We start from the raw sequence: 15,734 nt of genomic DNA on the forward strand, positions 1-15,734 counted from the left end.
CTTGGCCGCGTCAAGGCCCTCATCAGCGGTGCAGTCTAACCAGGGACGTGACGAGGCCGCTGGTCACAAGCCGACCTTTCCGGTCGCCCAGTACGGCTGCGTGTGGATGACGGACCGGTGCAGGCCATACCGGTCGCGGACCAGGTCGCGGGCGCGCTGGATGGTCTGCCCGTGCCCGGACAGGTAGGCGCGGGTGATCTCCCCGGGCGGAGCGTCGCCCAGCCAGGACAACACCGTCTCCCCCGGCTGCTCGGTCTGCGCGACGACGTCCACGCCGGGCAGGAGGTACCGCACCAGCGATACGTCCTGGAGGGGCACTTCGACCACGCCGCACACCCGGGCCTGGTCGCCCAGCCAGCGGATCATCGAGTGCCACAATCCCACCGTGGTGCCGTCGCCGCACACGAACACAGTTCCTGGCTCGGCACGTGCCCTGAAGCTCCGAGTCGCCTCCAGCCCCATGGCGCTGACCAGGTCGCCGACCCCGAGATCGTCCAGCCACGCATCGCCCGGCGAAGGGGGGCCCGCTACTGCGACGCTGTGCCGGTAGAACAGAATGGACATCCGCCCCGCCATCGCGTCGAACGCGTCCGGGGTGTAACGCCGGAACTCGGTCGGCGAGACCAGGAACGTGGTCACTTGGCACGGCGCCCATTCGTGCCCCTGCAAATCTTCGCCGATGAGGTGCACCCGCCGGAACGACGGCGACAAATCCTCTATGTCGATCACCGCGCACGGTCTACCACGAGTCTCGATCATCCGGGCGAGGGGCGCGGGCAGTCTGGGCATCGGTCATTCCTTGTCGGTGAAGGTGGAGGAGACGGTGTCGCGGAAAGCCGGCATGATCTGCTCGGCATAGGTCTTCAGTTGCTCGCGTTGGATGTCCGGTGCATGCTCACCGGGCAGCGCCTGTGCCCAGAACTCCCAGACGAACCAGTCCAGTTGGCCGCCGCCGTAGACCGCGTAGATCTCCTTCATCTGGTCCTGGACCTGGTCCGCGGTGCCGCACAGGAGCAGTCCCGACTCGTACATGCGGCGGGTCAGCGCCCGTGCGTCGTCCAGGTGCAGCCTGCGGTGGGGATCGTCGGACGCAGTGCGCAGTCCCTCGTTGAGGCCGAACGCCTGGAATACGGTCTGGAACCAGTAGCCCGAGGTCTGGACAGCGAGGTCGAACGCCTCGTTGAACGTGTCGCCGAGGAAGACCTTCGCGACGACGCCCGTGCCCTCGCCGAGCCGCAGGTCGCGGCCGTGCGCGCGGGCGGTGTCGCGGTACAGCTCGGCGATCGAGCGCACCTTCTCCCGGCTGCCGGCGGTGAGCAGCAGGGTGCGTTGGTGGCGGGCGGCGTCGATGACGGTCCGCGGGGTGGCACTGGTGGGAATGAAGACCGTGGGCTTGTGCAGGGGCTTGGGCACGACTCCGATCCGGCGCACGGTGCCGCCGGCGTCGACCTCGTCCGGGCCGCCGTAGGTGCGGGTCCAGTCGGCGAGCGGCCAGTTGTGGATGCCGCCGGCCGGGTAGGGCACCTGGTGGTGCTTTCCCTGGTGCTGGAAGGAGTCCTCGGTCCAGGCCTGCTCCACGATGGAGAGGTACTCGTCGAAGATCTCCCGGTTGCGGGCGTCGGAACCGGGGTGGTGGGAGACGATGGCATCGTCCTGGGCGAGGGTCTGCATCCAGCGGGTCTGGTGGCCGCGGGCGAAGGCGACGCCGAGCCGGCCGGGGAACATGTGGGTGAACAGGGCGAGGTCCTCGGCGACGCGCACGGGGTTATGGGCGGGGAGGACGATGGACATGGGAGTGAACATGATCTGCCGGGTCTGCGCCGCGAGCTTCGCGTAGAGCAGCAGGCTGTTGGGCATGTTCTCGCCGCCCTCGGTCTGGAAGTGGTTCTCCGTGCTGCCGAAGCCGTCGAAGCCGAACGCGTCGGCCCAGCGGGCGATGTCCTCGTAGTTGCGCAGCATGGCCTGGTAGGCGTGCACGTCCCGGCCGATCGGGCGCCCGGAGTGCCGCTCCGAGGGGGTCACGGGGATGGCGCTGCTGCACCAGACCAGTGTTTTCACGGTGTCTCCTCGGGGTGGGCGCCGTGACCGCCCCAGAACGCTCCCGATGTGGGCGAGCCGCTCGCCGGGAGGTGTTCCTCCGCCCACACGAGGAGGGCGGCCAGGGGGATCAGGAAGGCGTTTCCGTGAGGCGTGAGGGCGTAGAGGGTGCGGGTCGGTGGTCCGGGCCGGACGGTGCGGTTGACGAGATCGACCGTGGTCAGTTCCTGGAGGCGGTCGACGAGCATGCTGTCGCTGATGCCGGGGACCCGCTCGCGCACCTGGGTGAAGCCGATCGGGCCCTTGGCCAGGGCAGCCAGGATCAGGCCGGTCCAGCCTCCGCCCAGCAGGGCGAAGGCCCGGGCGAGGGCCGGGACGGGCCCGGCAGGCTGCTGCGGTTCGGGCCGGTGTGCGGGCTGAGAACGCTGTGGGGTGGTCATGGTGTGTCCGCTCCGGTACGGCGGAGGCGTCGTGGTCCGGCGCCGCCGCCGTACGTCGTCGTCGTGGCCGGGTCGGGAGTCGGCCCGTGTTCGCCGGGCCGCGCCCTTGCCGGCGTCGGCCCCCATGGACGAGGGCACCGCTCTTCGTGAGGTCAGCCCATGTGGACGGGCGCGGCGCCTTCGGCGTGCTGCTGCTTGCCCGCGTTGACGGCCAGGCCCGCGACCACCAGGCCCGCCAGGAACATGGCTCCCGAAGCGACGAAGGCCATGGTGTAGCCGTGCGTCAGCGCATCGCCCGCCTTCGACACCAGACCGAAGTCCTTGGTGGCCAGGCCCCGGTAGAGGCTGGAGGCCGCCTCAGGGAGCTTGTCGTCGGCCGCCGAGGTGGAGATCGTCGACAGGACCGCGAGACCGAGCGCGCCGCCGATCTGCTGGGCGGTGTTCAGCAACGCCGAGGCGACGCCCGTGTCCAAGTGGTCCACGCCGCTCACCGACGTCACCGTCATCGGGACGAAGGCCATCCCCAGGCCCAGGGCGGTGACGAACATCGCGGGCATCAGGTGCGCGACGTACGAGGAGTCGGGCTCCAGGGTGGCGAACCAGAACATGCCCCCTGCCGCGCCCATCAGGCCGGGGCCTGCGATCAGCCGCGGTGCGACGTGGGTGACCAGCTTGGAGCTGATGCCCGCGGCGGCCGCCATGCCGACGCTGAAAGGCAGATAGGCGAAGCCGGTCTTGACCGCGCTGTAGCCGAGGATCAGCTGCATGTAGAGAGTCAGGAAGTAGAAGGTGGCGAACATGCCCGCGCCGATGAACAGCATCGTGGCGTAACTGCCGGAGCGCGTACGGTCCTTGAACAGGCGCAGCGGCATCATCGGGTCCGCCACGCGCGCCTGGAGGAACAGGAACGCGACGAGCAGCACCGCCGCTGTGGCGAAGGAGACCAGGGTGAGGCTGTTGGTCCAGCCGTGTTCGCCGCCGCGGGTGATGCCGTAGACCAGGGCTATCAGACCGCCGGTGCCGGTGATCGCGCCGGGGATGTCCAGGCGGCCGGGGTGGCGTTCGGCTTCGACCAGGGTCTTGGTGCCGGCGAGGACGGCGAGGCCGATCGGGATGTTGACGAAGAACACCCAGCGCCAGTCGAGTCCGTCGGTGAGGATGCCGCCGAGCAGCAGGCCGACGGTGGCGCCGACACCTGCCATCGCGGCGTACACGCCCATCGCCGTGTTGCGTGGCTTGCCCGCGGGGAAGGTGGTGGTGATCAGGGCCAGTGCGCTGGGCGCGGCGATCGCGGCGCCGATGCCCTGCAGGACGCGGGCGCCGATGAGCAGACCTTCGTTCGGGGCCAGGCCTCCCAGCAGGGAGGCGAGGGTGAAGACGATGATGCCGACCTGGAACATACGGCGTCGGCCGAAGAGGTCGCCTGCCTTCCCGCCGAGCAGCAGCAGACCGCCGAAGGCGAGCGCGTAGGCGTTGACGATCCAGGCCAGGTTCGCGTCGGACACGTCCAGGTCGGTCTGGATGCTGGGCAGTGCGATGTTGGTGATGGTGTTGTCGAGGACGACCATCAGCTGGGCCGCGGCGATCACGAAGAGCGCCAGGCCGAGGTGCCGGCCGCCGGGGGAGGCCCCGGACGTGTCGGTACCCGGCTGCGCGGGGGTGGTGGTGCTGTCGGCAGACAAGGGGAGCTCCAAGGGACGACGGGGGGAGGCGGAAAATGGATTCACCCGGACAAGGAACAAACCTGGATTGTCAAATCCAATTCCGGCGGGACTGGTGTACGGCCCTGACATCGGGACGGGACACTAACACCCGGCTGCAACTGATATAGCACTGCGAGGACCGGTTGCGATGTGATTGTTTTCAGGCTTGACGAGCAGGCCAACATGTGAGCAAAACAGCTGAGGAAAGACATACTCCGTGCACATAAACCTGACCGGATTGCCAAACGCGAAATACTTCCGGGAACGCACGACCGGCGGCCGGACGGGCAACTCCGTGCCAGGTGGGAGCACCGAGCCACGAGGGCAGGGCGGCCTTCAGGTCACGCTTGGCCGGAGGGTTCCGGCGGACATGGCCGTCCGGGCGGCTGGAACGCGCCGACGCCCTCACCGGTGAGGGCGTCGGCACCCGGACCACGTCGAACGATCGGCCCATGGGCGGCCTGCGGCGACGAACGCCAGGTTCGGGCGGTGACGCCGGGCCGGCCGTCGTCACCGAACGGCACCAGCCTGGCGAAGTGCCAATCGGCGCCGGCGGCGATGACACGCTGCTGCGCGTCGTCGAGTGGACCGCGCAGGTCGAGCACCTCGCTGTACAGGCTGTGGGCTGAGAGCCCTGACCTGGACGCGGCGCTCGGACAGCCTACGGCGCCACCACAGCGGCGGCGCGAGTCCGGCAGCAAGCGTCCGGTCGGACCACTGCCGACGACCACGGCCTCCGTCGCCTCCATGACTTTTCTCCTGACGCCCTGATGTGTTCGTGCTTTGTTCCGGTGAAGAATTCGGGATGTCCCCGAACGCATTCGCCATGGCTTCGCGTATCCGTCCCAGGGAAGGGCCGGCCGTCGGGCATTCGGCACCCTGCCGACCCTGAAACAGCGGTCGAGTGAGACGGCCGGGAATTCTTCGTTCCCGACATCGACAGATAGTGCCAGCGGGGTGTTAGCAATGGAGAAACCAAGCGCAGGGCGCCATCCCGGCGGGGCGGGTCGCCGGTTCGTCGTGGAGCGCGGAGGCCGCCCGGGCGAGAGAGCCGATCGTGCTGAGTGCAGCAGCGGGAGGTCAGGTGTTCCAGACGCCCTCCCGGGCCGCAGTGTCGGCGTACTCGGAGAAGTCCCGGGGAGACCGGCCGAGCGCACGCTGAACGCCGTCGTCGAGCGAGTCGAGGCCGCCGGATCGGACGTGTTCGTACAGGCCGACCGACAGACGCACCCATTCCTCGGGCACGCCCTGCGCACGCTGCTCGGCCCCGTACGCCTCCGGGCTCAAGGCCACATAGCGGATGTCACGGTCCGCGGCCCGGGCGATCTCCGCGACCGCGTCCCCGAAGGTCATCAGCCGCGGCCCACTGAGTTCGTAGTCCCGCCCGGCGTGCCTGTCCTCGGTGAGGGCGGCGACCGCCACCTCGGCGATGTCCTCGGCGTCGACGAAGGCCTCCTTGCCGTCCCCAGCCGGCAGCCGTACCTCGCCGCTCAGTACGGGTTCATGCAGGAAGTCCTCGCTGAAGTTCTGGAAGAACCACCGCGGCCGCAGCACGGTCCGCTCCAGGCCCGCATGCTCCAGCGTCCGCTCCGCGGCAAGGACTTGCTCGTAGTCCGGGCCCCCGCCCGCGGGCATGGACAGCAGCACTGCTCGCCGGGCCCCTGCCGCCGCAGCCTGCCGGGCGAATGCGGCGACAGTCTCCGTGGCCTGCGGGCTGCCGAGGTCGGGGACGACGAGGTACACGGCCCCCACCCCGAGCAGTGCCAGCTCCCAGGTGTTCCGATCGGTCCAGTCGAAGGACGGCGTACCGGAACGGGACGCCGCGCGGATCGTCGTGCCCCGCTCCTCCAACAGCCGCACAACTCGGCGGCCGGTCTTGCCCGTAGCCCCTGTCACCAGGATCGTCTCGTCGTTCATGAATTCGACTGAACCAGCTACTGCCCGCCCCGACCATGCCGTGCCAACTCAAGTCCATACCCGTTCGTCTACGCTGACCGGCATGGAGGATCCCATGACGCTGACCAGCACGGATCCGCTGACGGACTTGCTGAACGGGGTAAGGACCAGTGGCGCGGTCTTCAACCGGTCGGCCTTCCCCAGGTCCTGGGCCGCTCGCTTCGAAGACGGCTCTCCGCTGGCGTTGGCAGTACTCCTGCGCGGCTCTGTCTGGGTCATTCCGCAGGACGCGGATCCGGCGCGGCTCGGCCCCGGAGATGTCGCCGTGTTCTGCGGTGGCGCCCCGTATGTGATCGCGGACGACCCGGCCACCGAGCCAGACGTGGTGATCCGCTCAGGAGGTCGCTGCACGACCGTGCGGGGCGAGGAGTCGATCGCCGCGCGAACTGCGGACGCGCCCCCCTCGGGCACGACAGAGCCTGCCGGCACGCTCCTCCTGAGCGGCCTCTACCCCGCCGATCACGGCGTGCCGAGCCGGCTGCTGGCGGCGCTGCCGCCGCTGGCCGTCGTCGAAGCCGAACTGGGTACCTGCCCGGTGAGCCCGGCAGTCTTCGAGGAGATCACCCGCGAGGAGCCCGGGCAGCAGATCCTCCTGGACCGGACGCTGGACCTGATGCTCATCACCGCCCTGCGGGCCTGGCTGACCCGCCCCGGCGCCCAGATCCCCGGCTGGTACCAGTCCCAAAGCGATCCCGTGGTCGGTCCCGTCCTGCGCCTGCTGCAGGCCGACCCCGCCCGCCCCTGGACACTGCCCGCCCTGGCGGCCGAGGCCGGAGTGTCCCGGGCGAACCTGGCCCGCCGCTTCACCGCCCTGGTCGGCCGGCCGCCGATGACCTACCTACGGCAACGGCGCCTCGCTCTGGCCGCCGAGCTCCTGCGCGAGCCCGACGCGACGCTCGCCCGGGTGGCGGACCGCGTCGGCTTCTCCAACGCCTTCGCCCTGAGCGCCGCGTTCAAGCGGGAACATGGCGTCAGCCCGAACGCGTACCGGATACGGGAGCCACGGGCGAAGACCTGACACCTCGGGGAACCCGTGCGCTCCCGATGCCGTTTCGACGCCTCCACAGGGCGCACTCTCTCGGTCACCTGCTCACACTCGCCTCAACGCGCGACAACGGCACCCAGGCGGCCAGCCCTCTGGCTGGCATCGAGCGGCGCGCAGAGCAAGCACATGAGACAACGAACCAGCCCGGGGACACCCTCGGCACGGCTACGCCCGCGTCGTCCCGGCCCCTGCCCGGCCCCTGGATCTTGATAGCAAGCCCCGGGCCCGTCATCCCCCAGGCTGGCGACAACCACGATCACCTACTCCACCGCAGGTCAAACGCGGTTGGAACTCCCGGAGCACCGCCGGGCCCCGAACTCACGAGCAGCGGATTCAATCCGCTCAGGCAAAGTTGACGATCCGCCACCCAAAAAAGAACGTTTCCGCAGGTCAGAAGCCTGCGTAGGTGGGGCGGGTGGGACTCGAACCCACGGCCGGCGGATTATGAGTCCGCTGCTCTAACCGGCTGAGCTACCGCCCCATAGCGGCGTGTCGCGTACACGTGTGCGCGCCGTCTGCCGCAGCATAGCCGCTCATACGATCTCACGCTCCGCCTGGTCCGACGCCGCTGACCATGAGGACCGCGCTGCGACCTGCGCGGTTCCCGGCGACATGAAAAAGGACCCCTAAGGGTCCTCGATCACGATGCTCCCCCGACTGGACTCGAACCAGTAACCTGCCGGTTAACAGCCGGCTGCTCTGCCAATTGAGCTACGGAGGACCGAGCTCCCCCGACTGGACTCGAACCAGTAACCTGCCGGTTAACAGCCGGCTGCTCTGCCAATTGAGCTACGGAGGAATGCCTCGTTTGCATCGAACGCCCCCACCTGGGTATTCGCCAGGGGGCGGACGCTGTCTGCGACACATACATTAGCGCAAGCAGGGGGGTGCTCCGCCAATCGGTTCCCCTCAGGCACCGATGCCGCACCGCAGACCTACACGAGGGAAGGGTGGCCGTCATGCGCTACCGGCTCACATTCGTCGTCGGACTCGCCCTTGGCTACGTGCTCGGCACGAAGGCCGGGCGGGAGCGCTACGAACAGTTGAAGAAGTCCGCCAGGCAGGTCGCGCAGAACCCCGCCGTGCGCAACACGGCGGAATCGGCGGCCCAGCAGGGCCGCCAGTTCGCGGGCAAGGCGTACCACGCCGTCAGCGACAAGGTCGGCGACCGGGTGCCCGAGTCGGTCGCGGGCCGGGTCCGGTCCCTGCGGGAGCGGTCCGCGCACAGCGACGGATCCGACGACTGGGGCACCAGTCATAGGTGAGGCGGGCCGAGCCGACGCGGTCACCCCCCGCGGTGCGGCAGAATTTTGGCCATGGGGATAGTCGCCGGGTTGGACAGTTCGCCCGAATTCACTCGCATCGTCGTCTGCGACGCGGACACAGGGGCCGTGCTCAGGCAGGGCTATGCGCCGCATCCGGTGGAGGGTTCCGACGGTGCCGGCCGTCCTTCCGACGTGGATCCGCAGGCCTGGCTGCTCTCCCTCGGGGAGGCGGCCGGCGGCGGACTGCTGGAAGGCGTGCAGGCCATCGGCGTGTCGGCGCAGCAGAACGCGATCGTGCCGCTCGACGCGCAGGGCAACACCGTGCGCCCCGCGATGGTCGGCGGCGACAAACGCGCGCAGGTCGCGGCGGCCGATCTGATCGACGCGCTCGGGGGGCGCGAGGCGTGGGCGCAGGCGGTCGGCTGTGTGCCGCAGGCCGCCCAGCCGGTGACCAAGCTGCGCTGGATGGCGAAGAACGAGCCCGACGCGGCCCTGCGCACCGCCGTGCTGCTCCAGGCCCACGACTGGCTCGTGTGGCAGCTGCTGGGGCGGCCGGTGCGCCGCACCACCGACCGGGGTGGCGCTTCCGGAACCGGGTACTGGTCGGCGGCCATCGGCGGCTACCGGCCCGAGCTGGTGGAGCTGGCGCTCGGTCACCAGGTGATGCTGCCCGAGGTGATCGGGCCCTCTGACGCGGCCGGTACGACCCCGGAGGGCCTGCTGATCTCGGCCGGTACCGGCGAGACCATGGCCGCCGCGTTCGGGCTGGGCATCGGCCTCGGGGACGCGGTCGTGTCGCTGGGCGCCTCCGGGTCCGTGATGGCCGTACACCGTGAGGCTCTCATCGACCAGAGCGGGATGATCACCTCTCTGGCGGACGCGACCGGCATGCATCTGCCGGTCGTCACCACCCTGAACGCGGTACGGACCCTGCGCGGGGCCACCGACCTGCTCGGGGTGGCCGATCTGGAGGCGCTGTCCGATCTGGCGATGAAGTCGACCCCGGGGTCGCACGGGCTGGTGCTGCTGCCCTATCTGGAGGGTGAGCGCACGCCGAACCTGCCGCACACCGCGGGCACCCTGACCGGTCTGCGGCGCGAGTCGATGAAGCCGGAGCACTTCGCCCGTGCGGCGTTCGAGGGCATGCTGTGCGGGCTCGCGGACGCGCTGGACGTGCTGCGCGGCCGGGGTGTGGAGGTGCGGCGGGTCTTCCTGCTGGGTGCGGCGGCCGAGCTGCCGGCCGTGCAGGCGGCGGCGCCCGCGCTGTTCGGGGTCCAGGTCGTCGTACCGCAGCCCGCGGACTACGCGGCGATCGGGGCGGCGCGGCAGGCGGCCTGGGCGCTCGGGGTGTCGCAGGGCACGCTCGATCCGCGGCAGCCGCCGGCCTGGCCGGGTCCGGCGGCGCAGGTCCTGGACCCGGGCGACGAGCTGGCCGTGGGGCAGGCGGTGCGGCAGCAGTACGTGTCGGTGCGGGAGCAGACGCATCCGACGGCGTTCCGCTCCTAGGCCGGAGGGGCCGTATAGCACAACGCTGTCGGCTTAATCGGTTGAGGTAACACCGGTGGAGTGTCGGACGATAGGGGCCAGGGGCAACCAATGTCCCCAGCCCCGCCGACTCCGAGAGACCTAGCGTGCTCATACGACTTCTGCGGACCTATCTCAGGCCCTACAAGAAACCCATCGCCCTGCTGGTGCTCCTCCAGCTCCTCCAGACCTGCGCCACGCTCTACCTGCCCACGCTGAACGCCGACATCATCGACGACGGCGTCGTCAACGGTGACACCGGTTACATCCTTTCCTACGGCGCCGTCATGATCGGCATCTCGCTGGTGCAGGTCGTCTGCAACATCGGTGCCGTCTACTACGGCGCCCGGACGGCGTCGGCGCTCGGCCGGGACATGCGGGCGGCCGTCTTCGACCGCGTGCAGTCCTTCTCGGCCCGCGAGGTCGGCCAGTTCGGCGCGCCCTCCCTGATCACCAGGACGACGAACGACGTCCAGCAGATCCAGATGCTGGCGCTGATGACGTTCACGCTGATGGTGTCGGCGCCGATCATGTGCGTGGGCGGCATCGTGATGGCCCTCGGCCTGGATGTGCCGCTGTCCGGGATCCTGGTCGCCGTGGTGCCGGTGCTGGGCATCTGCGTGACGCTGATCGTGCGCGGGCTGCGGCCGCTGTTCCGGTCCATGCAGACGCGGCTGGACACGGTGAACCGGGTGCTGCGCGAGCAGATCACCGGCAACCGCGTCATCCGCGCCTTCGTCCGCGACGGCTACGAGGAGGAGCGTTTCCGCAAGGCCAACACCGACCTCACCGACATCTCGCTGAAGGCCGGCAACCTGCTCGCGCTGATGTTCCCGGTGGTCATGACCACCGTGAACCTGTCGTCGATCGCGGTGGTGTGGTTCGGCGCCCACCGGATCGACAGCGGCGAGATGCAGATCGGCGACCTGACCGCGTTCCTCGCCTACCTCATGCAGATCGTCATGTCCGTGATGATGGCCACCTTCATGTTCATGATGGTGCCGCGCGCCGAGGTGTGCGCCGAGCGCGTCCAGGAGGTCCTGGACACCGAGTCCAGCGTCGTCCTGCCGAAGGCGCCGGTGCGCGAGCTGCGGCGCCACGGCCATCTGGAGATCCGGGGGGCCGGCTTCGGCTACCCGGGCGCCGAGGAACCCGTGCTCAAGGGCGTCGACCTGGTGGCGCGGCCCGGTGAGACGACCGCCGTCATCGGCTCGACCGGCAGTGGCAAGTCCACGCTGCTCGGGCTGGTCCCCCGGCTGTTCGACGCCACCGACGGGCAGGTCCTCGTCGACGGCGTCGAGGTGGCGCACCTCGACGCGGCGCTGCTCGCCCGGACCGTCGGGCTCGTGCCGCAGAAGCCGTACTTGTTCGCCGGTACGGTCGCCACCAACCTGCGGTACGGCAATCCGGACGCGACGGACGAGGAGCTGTGGCACGCGCTGGAGGTGGCGCAGGCCGAGGAGTTCGTGCGGAAGCTGGAGGGCGGGCTGAACGCCCCCATCGCGCAGGGCGGCACCAATGTGTCCGGGGGTCAGCGCCAGCGGCTCGCCATCGCGCGCACGCTGGTGCAGCGCCCGGAGATCTACCTGTTCGACGACTCCTTCTCCGCCCTCGACTACGCCACCGACGCGGCGCTGCGGGCGGCCCTCGGCCGGGAGACCGCCGAGGCGACCGTCGTCATCGTCGCCCAGCGGGTGGCCACCATCCGCGAGGCGGACCGGATCGTCGTCCTCGACGAGGGCCGGGTCGTGGGCGAGGGCACCCATCAGGAACTGATGGCGGACAACGAGACCTACCGCGAGATCGTTCTCTCGCAGCTCACGGAAGCGGAGGCTGCCTGATGGCCGGGCCCATGGGGCGCATGATGGCCGGGACCGGGCCGGAGAGCCGCACGCTGGACTTCAAGGTGTCCGGCCGGCGGCTGCTCGGCCACTTCAAACCCGAGCGGCTCACCCTCTACGCGATGCTGTTCTGCGTCGTCCTGAGCGTGGGCCTCAACGTGATCGGGCCGAAGATCCTCGGCCGGGCCACCGACCTGGTCTTCGCCGGCATCATCGGGCGGGAGATGCCGGCCGGGTCCTCCAAGGACCAGGTCCTCGACTCGATGCGCGAGCGCGGTGACGACGATGTCGCCGACATGCTGCGCGGCACCGACTTCACCCCCGGCCAGGGCATCGACTTCGACTCCGTCGGCCGGGTCCTGCTGTTCGCCCTCGTGGTGTTCACGGTCGCGGGCCTGCTCATGGCGGTGGCGACCCGGCTGGTCAACCGGGCCGTCAACCGCACGATGTACCGGATGCGCGAGGACGTGCAGACGAAGCTGTCGCGGCTGCCGCTGTCGTACTTCGACAAGCGTCAGCGCGGCGAGGTGCTGTCGCGGGCGACCAACGACATCGACAACATCGGGCAGACGCTCCAGCAGTCGCTGGGCCAGCTGGTGAACTCGCTGCTCAGCATCGTCGGCGTCCTGGCGATGATGTTCTGGGTGTCGTGGATCCTCGCGCTGGTCGCGCTGGTCACCGTGCCGCTGTCGGCGGTCGTCGCCGCGCGGGTGGGCAAGCGGTCGCAGCCGCACTTCGTGCAGCAGTGGCGCACCACCGGCAAGCTGAACGCGCACATCGAGGAGATGTACACCGGCCACACGCTGGTGAAGGTGTTCGGCCGGCAGGACGAGTCGGCGCGGCAGTTCGCCGAGGAGAACGACGCGCTGTACGAGGCCGGGTTCAAGGCGCAGTTCAACAGCGGGATCATGCAGCCGCTGATGTTCTTCGTGTCGAACCTCAACTATGTGCTGGTCGCCGTGGTCGGCGGGCTGCGGGTGGCCACCGGCTCGCTGTCCATCGGTGACGTGCAGGCGTTCATCCAGTACTCGCGCCAGTTCTCGATGCCGCTGACGCAGGTCGCGTCGATGGCGAACCTGGTGCAGTCGGGCGTCGCCTCGGCCGAGCGGATCTTCGAACTGCTGGACGCGGAGGAGCAGCAGGCGGATCCGGTGCCGGGCGTGCGGCCGGAGGAACTGCGCGGGCGGGTCGCGCTGGAGCACGTGTCCTTCCGCTACGACCCGGGCACCCCGCTGATCGAGGACCTCTCGCTGGTCGTCGAACCCGGCCACACGGTCGCCATCGTCGGCCCGACCGGCGCCGGCAAGACCACCCTGGTCAACCTCCTGATGCGGTTCTACGACGTCACGGGCGGGCGGATCACCCTCGACGGCGTCGACATCGCGCGGATGTCCCGAGACGAACTGCGCGCCGGGATCGGCATGGTGCTCCAGGACACCTGGCTGTTCGGCGGCACCATCGCGGAGAACATCGCGTACGGCTCCGCGCGCGAGGTCACGCGCGGGGAGATCGAGGAGGCGGCGCGGGCGGCCCACGCCGACCGGTTCATCCGGACCCTTCCCGACGGCTACGACACGGTGATCGACGGCGAGGGCAGCGGGGTGAGCGCCGGTGAGAAGCAGCTGATCACCATCGCGCGGGCGTTCCTGTCCGACCCGGTGATCCTGGTGCTCGACGAGGCGACGAGTTCCGTCGACACCCGTACCGAGGTGCTGATCCAGAAGGCGATGGCGAAGCTGGCGCACGGGCGGACGTCGTTCGTGATCGCGCACCGGCTGTCGACGATCCGGGACGCGGACACGATCCTGGTGATGGAGAACGGCGCGATCGTCGAGCAGGGCACGCACACCGCCCTGCTGACGGCCGAGGGGGCGTACGCACGCCTGTACAAGGCGCAGTTCGTCCAGGCGGTGGCGGAGGTCGACTGACGGGACGGGGGCCGCTCGGGCGGCGGCCCCCTGTCAGTCCAGGTAGCCCCTGAGCTGGTCGGCGAAGGCGTGGTCGCGGAGTTTGTTCAGGGTCTTCGACTCGATCTGGCGGATGCGCTCGCGGGTCACGCCGAAGATGCGGCCTATCTCCTCCAGGGTGCGGGGACGGCCGTCGGCCAGGCCGTAGCGGAGCTGGACGACCTTGCGCTCGCGCTCGCCGAGCGTCGACAGGACCACCTCCAGGTGTTCCCGCAGCAGGAGGAACGCCGCCGACTCGACGGGGCTGGCGGCGTCGCCGTCCTCGATGAGGTCGCCGAGGGCCACATCGTCCTCCTCGCCCACCGGGGCGTGCAGGGAGACGGGCTCCTGGGCCAGCCGCAGCACCTCTCCGACGCGCTCGGGGGCGAGATCGAGCTGGGCGGCGACCTCGTCGGCGGTGGGCTCGTAGCCGCGCTCCTGGAGCAGCCGGCGCTGGACGCGGACCACGCGGTTGATCAGCTCCACCACGTGGACGGGGACGCGGATCGTGCGGGCCTGGTCGGCGAGGGCGCGGGACATGGCCTGGCGGATCCACCAGGTGGCGTACGTGGAGAACTTGTAGCCACGGGCGTAGTCGAACTTCTCGACCGCCCTGATCAGGCCCAGGTTGCCCTCCTGGACGAGGTCGAGCATGGTCAGGCCGCGGCCCACGTAGCGCTTGGCGACCGACACGACCAGGCGCAGGTTCGACTCGATGAGGCGGCGCTTGGCCATCCGGCCCATGACGACCAGTTTGTCCAGGTCGAGGGCGAGGTCGCTGTCCACGTCGGGGGTGCCGCTCAGTTTCGCCTCGGCGAACAGGCCGGCCTCCACGCGGCGGGCCAGCTCGACCTCCTCGGCGGCGGTGAGCAGCGGGATCCGGCCGATCTCGCGCAGGTACTGGCGGAACAGGTCGGAGGACGGGGCGGAGGTGTCGACGAAGCGCCGGGCGGGCGTCTCGACCGGCTCCGGGGTCTCGTCGGACGTCTCGACGAGCGCCTCGGCGGGTGGGTTCTCCGGTGCCGGGTCCGCCGGCTCGGACTCCGGTTCCATGGCCGTCTCCGGGTGGCGCGCGGCACGGTTCTGCGGCGGCACCGCGACCAGGACGCCCGTCTCGCCGTCCGGTTCCGTGCCGTCGCCGCGGGTGTCGGTCTGGATGAGGGTCTGGCTCTGCACGGGCGCGACCTCCAGGGTGATCGCTGCCGGAAGATGCGGCAGCGCTGCTTCGAGGGCGGAGGCGGCCTCACCGCTGTCCGTCCCGTCCGCGACGAGCGGAACCGCGGGGTGTGGGACCCGCGGGGGACGGATCGGCCGCGCTCCGAGGGCTCAGACCCACCCTCCGAATGCCGGTCGGTCTCAGGTACCGGACCCCAGTGTGGAGTACGACACATCGCCGCCACGAGGGGCGTGCGATGACTTTTTGCGTCCGGTCCGTGACCGGGTGCTGACGGTGCTGGTCAGGGCCTGCTCAGAGAGCAGCGGCTCCCTGCCCGCGCAGCGCCTGGTCGTACTGCTGGAGGACCCACAGCTCGTTCTGTACGGCGGCCAGCTGGGCGGGATCGCCGCCGGCGGAGAGCCGGGCCAGCTGGCCCTGGACGTCGCGGACCCGGCGCTCCACGGCCCGCCGGCGCACCTGCACGAGGACTGTGCCCGCGTACACGTCGTCGACCGCGCGCCGCATGATCGGCTCCACGGCCAGCTCGGTGACCATGGCGCGCACGGTGTCGTCGGGCGCGGCGTCCCGCACCCGCATCAGGTACTCCTGCCCGTCCTGTACGCCGGACTCGGCACCGCCCGCGTCCTGGATCGCCTCGCGTACGGCGGCGTAGGGGGCGGCCGTGAACTCGTCGACGCCGTACGCGTCGAAGGCCGGGGAGACCAGTTCGGGGCGCTGGAGGGCGAGCTTGAGCAGTTCGCGTTCGGTGGCGTAGACGGGGTTGCGCAGGGTGAGGGCGGGGCCGCCGGCGGCGGGATGCT

General features: G+C 70.0%; 11 protein-coding genes, 3 tRNA genes and 2 pseudogenes. 5 read left to right on the top strand and 11 right to left on the bottom strand.

Annotation, left to right across the window (positions count from 1 at the left end; genetic code table 11):
* Nucleotides 1–63: 63 nt before the first annotated feature.
* The 6 genes from BZL64_RS18985 to BZL64_RS19010 all read right to left on the bottom strand — a co-directional run bounded on the left by BZL64_RS18985 (nucleotide 64) and on the right by BZL64_RS19010 (nucleotide 6,097).
* Nucleotides 64–729, bottom strand: a complete 666-nt coding sequence (locus BZL64_RS18985; protein ID WP_208639471.1) for a siderophore-interacting protein — start codon at nucleotides 727–729, stop codon at nucleotides 64–66.
* A 63-nt stretch (nucleotides 730–792) separates the two neighbouring features.
* Nucleotides 793–2,058, bottom strand: coding sequence for an LLM class flavin-dependent oxidoreductase (locus BZL64_RS18990; protein ID WP_086770387.1), 1,266 nt, complete (start codon nucleotides 2,056–2,058; stop codon nucleotides 793–795).
* Nucleotides 2,055–2,603 carry a winged helix-turn-helix transcriptional regulator gene (locus BZL64_RS18995; protein WP_244205399.1) on the bottom strand — a complete coding sequence of 183 codons (549 nt, stop codon included), beginning with the start codon at nucleotides 2,601–2,603 and terminating at the stop codon, nucleotides 2,055–2,057. Before BZL64_RS18995 ends, BZL64_RS18990 begins: the two co-directional genes overlap by 4 nt.
* 26 nt (nucleotides 2,604–2,629) lie before the next feature.
* Nucleotides 2,630–4,159 carry an MFS transporter gene (locus BZL64_RS19000; RefSeq protein WP_086770388.1) on the bottom strand — a complete coding sequence of 510 codons (1,530 nt, stop codon included), beginning with the start codon at nucleotides 4,157–4,159 and terminating at the stop codon, nucleotides 2,630–2,632.
* 362 nt (nucleotides 4,160–4,521) lie between these two features.
* A complete protein-coding gene (locus BZL64_RS39560; RefSeq protein WP_143663214.1) occupies nucleotides 4,522–4,785 on the bottom strand; it encodes a hypothetical protein in 264 nt (87 codons plus the stop codon).
* Between the two features lie 475 nt (nucleotides 4,786–5,260).
* The gene (locus tag BZL64_RS19010) at nucleotides 5,261–6,097 is read right to left on the bottom strand and encodes an NAD(P)H-binding protein (RefSeq protein ID WP_086770390.1); all 837 of its coding nucleotides are present in this window, start codon (nucleotides 6,095–6,097) and stop codon (nucleotides 5,261–5,263) included.
* Between the two features lie 82 nt (nucleotides 6,098–6,179).
* On the opposite strand from BZL64_RS19010, the gene BZL64_RS19015 reads away from it, so the two are divergent.
* Nucleotides 6,180–7,154 carry an AraC family transcriptional regulator gene (locus BZL64_RS19015; RefSeq protein ID WP_167396166.1) on the top strand — a complete coding sequence of 325 codons (975 nt, stop codon included), beginning with the start codon at nucleotides 6,180–6,182 and terminating at the stop codon, nucleotides 7,152–7,154.
* Between the two features lie 434 nt (nucleotides 7,155–7,588).
* On the opposite strand, the gene BZL64_RS19020 is transcribed toward BZL64_RS19015, so the two are convergent.
* The 3 genes from BZL64_RS19020 to BZL64_RS19030 form a co-directional block, all read right to left on the bottom strand.
* Nucleotides 7,589–7,662: transfer RNA gene (locus BZL64_RS19020), tRNA-Ile, on the bottom strand.
* Between the two features lie 167 nt (nucleotides 7,663–7,829).
* Nucleotides 7,830–7,902: transfer RNA gene (locus tag BZL64_RS19025), tRNA-Asn, on the bottom strand.
* A gap of 5 nt (nucleotides 7,903–7,907) precedes the next feature.
* Nucleotides 7,908–7,980 (bottom strand) — tRNA-Asn (locus BZL64_RS19030).
* A gap of 160 nt (nucleotides 7,981–8,140) precedes the next feature.
* On the opposite strand from BZL64_RS19030, the gene BZL64_RS19035 reads away from it, so the two are divergent.
* From BZL64_RS19035 to BZL64_RS19050, 4 genes are all read left to right on the top strand, one after another.
* Nucleotides 8,141–8,446, top strand: coding sequence for a hypothetical protein (locus BZL64_RS19035; protein ID WP_086770396.1), 306 nt, complete (start codon nucleotides 8,141–8,143; stop codon nucleotides 8,444–8,446).
* Between the two features lie 51 nt (nucleotides 8,447–8,497).
* Entirely contained in the window at nucleotides 8,498–9,952 is a 1,455-nt protein-coding gene (locus BZL64_RS19040; RefSeq protein ID WP_086770392.1) for an FGGY family carbohydrate kinase, read from the top strand.
* 125 nt (nucleotides 9,953–10,077) lie between these two features.
* On the top strand, nucleotides 10,078–11,811 hold the full coding sequence (locus tag BZL64_RS19045; RefSeq protein WP_086770393.1) for an ABC transporter ATP-binding protein: 1,734 nt from the start codon (nucleotides 10,078–10,080) through the stop codon (nucleotides 11,809–11,811).
* A complete protein-coding gene (locus BZL64_RS19050) occupies nucleotides 11,811–13,739 on the top strand; it encodes an ABC transporter ATP-binding protein (protein ID WP_086770394.1) in 1,929 nt (642 codons plus the stop codon). The genes BZL64_RS19045 and BZL64_RS19050 overlap by 1 nt, the downstream gene beginning before the upstream one ends.
* A gap of 33 nt (nucleotides 13,740–13,772) precedes the next feature.
* Here the strand turns inward: BZL64_RS19050 and BZL64_RS19055 are convergent.
* Nucleotides 13,773–15,148: pseudogene (locus BZL64_RS19055) on the bottom strand (RNA polymerase sigma factor).
* Nucleotides 15,149–15,225: 77 nt separating this feature from the next.
* Nucleotides 15,226–15,734 (bottom strand): annotated as a pseudogene (locus BZL64_RS19060) (DNA primase); the annotation flags it as partial.

Origin of the sequence: Streptomyces bobili (assembly GCF_002154575.1) — a bacterium.
GTDB lineage: Bacteria > Actinomycetota > Actinomycetes > Streptomycetales > Streptomycetaceae > Streptomyces > Streptomyces bobili.

What these genes read in the sequence shown, in the direction of transcription:
- BZL64_RS18995 (WP_244205399.1), bottom strand. Translation starts at nt 2,603, where the DNA reads ATGGGGGCCGACGCCGGCAAGGGCGCGGCCCGGCGAACACGGGCCGAC.
- BZL64_RS19010 (WP_086770390.1), bottom strand. Translation starts at nt 6,097, where the DNA reads ATGAACGACGAGACGATCCTGGTGACAGGGGCTACGGGCAAGACCGGC.
- BZL64_RS19015 (WP_167396166.1), top strand. Translation starts at nt 6,180, where the DNA reads ATGGAGGATCCCATGACGCTGACCAGCACGGATCCGCTGACGGACTTG.
- BZL64_RS19035 (WP_086770396.1), top strand. Translation starts at nt 8,141, where the DNA reads ATGCGCTACCGGCTCACATTCGTCGTCGGACTCGCCCTTGGCTACGTG.
- BZL64_RS19040 (WP_086770392.1), top strand. Translation starts at nt 8,498, where the DNA reads ATGGGGATAGTCGCCGGGTTGGACAGTTCGCCCGAATTCACTCGCATC.
- BZL64_RS19050 (WP_086770394.1), top strand. Translation starts at nt 11,811, where the DNA reads ATGGCCGGGCCCATGGGGCGCATGATGGCCGGGACCGGGCCGGAGAGC.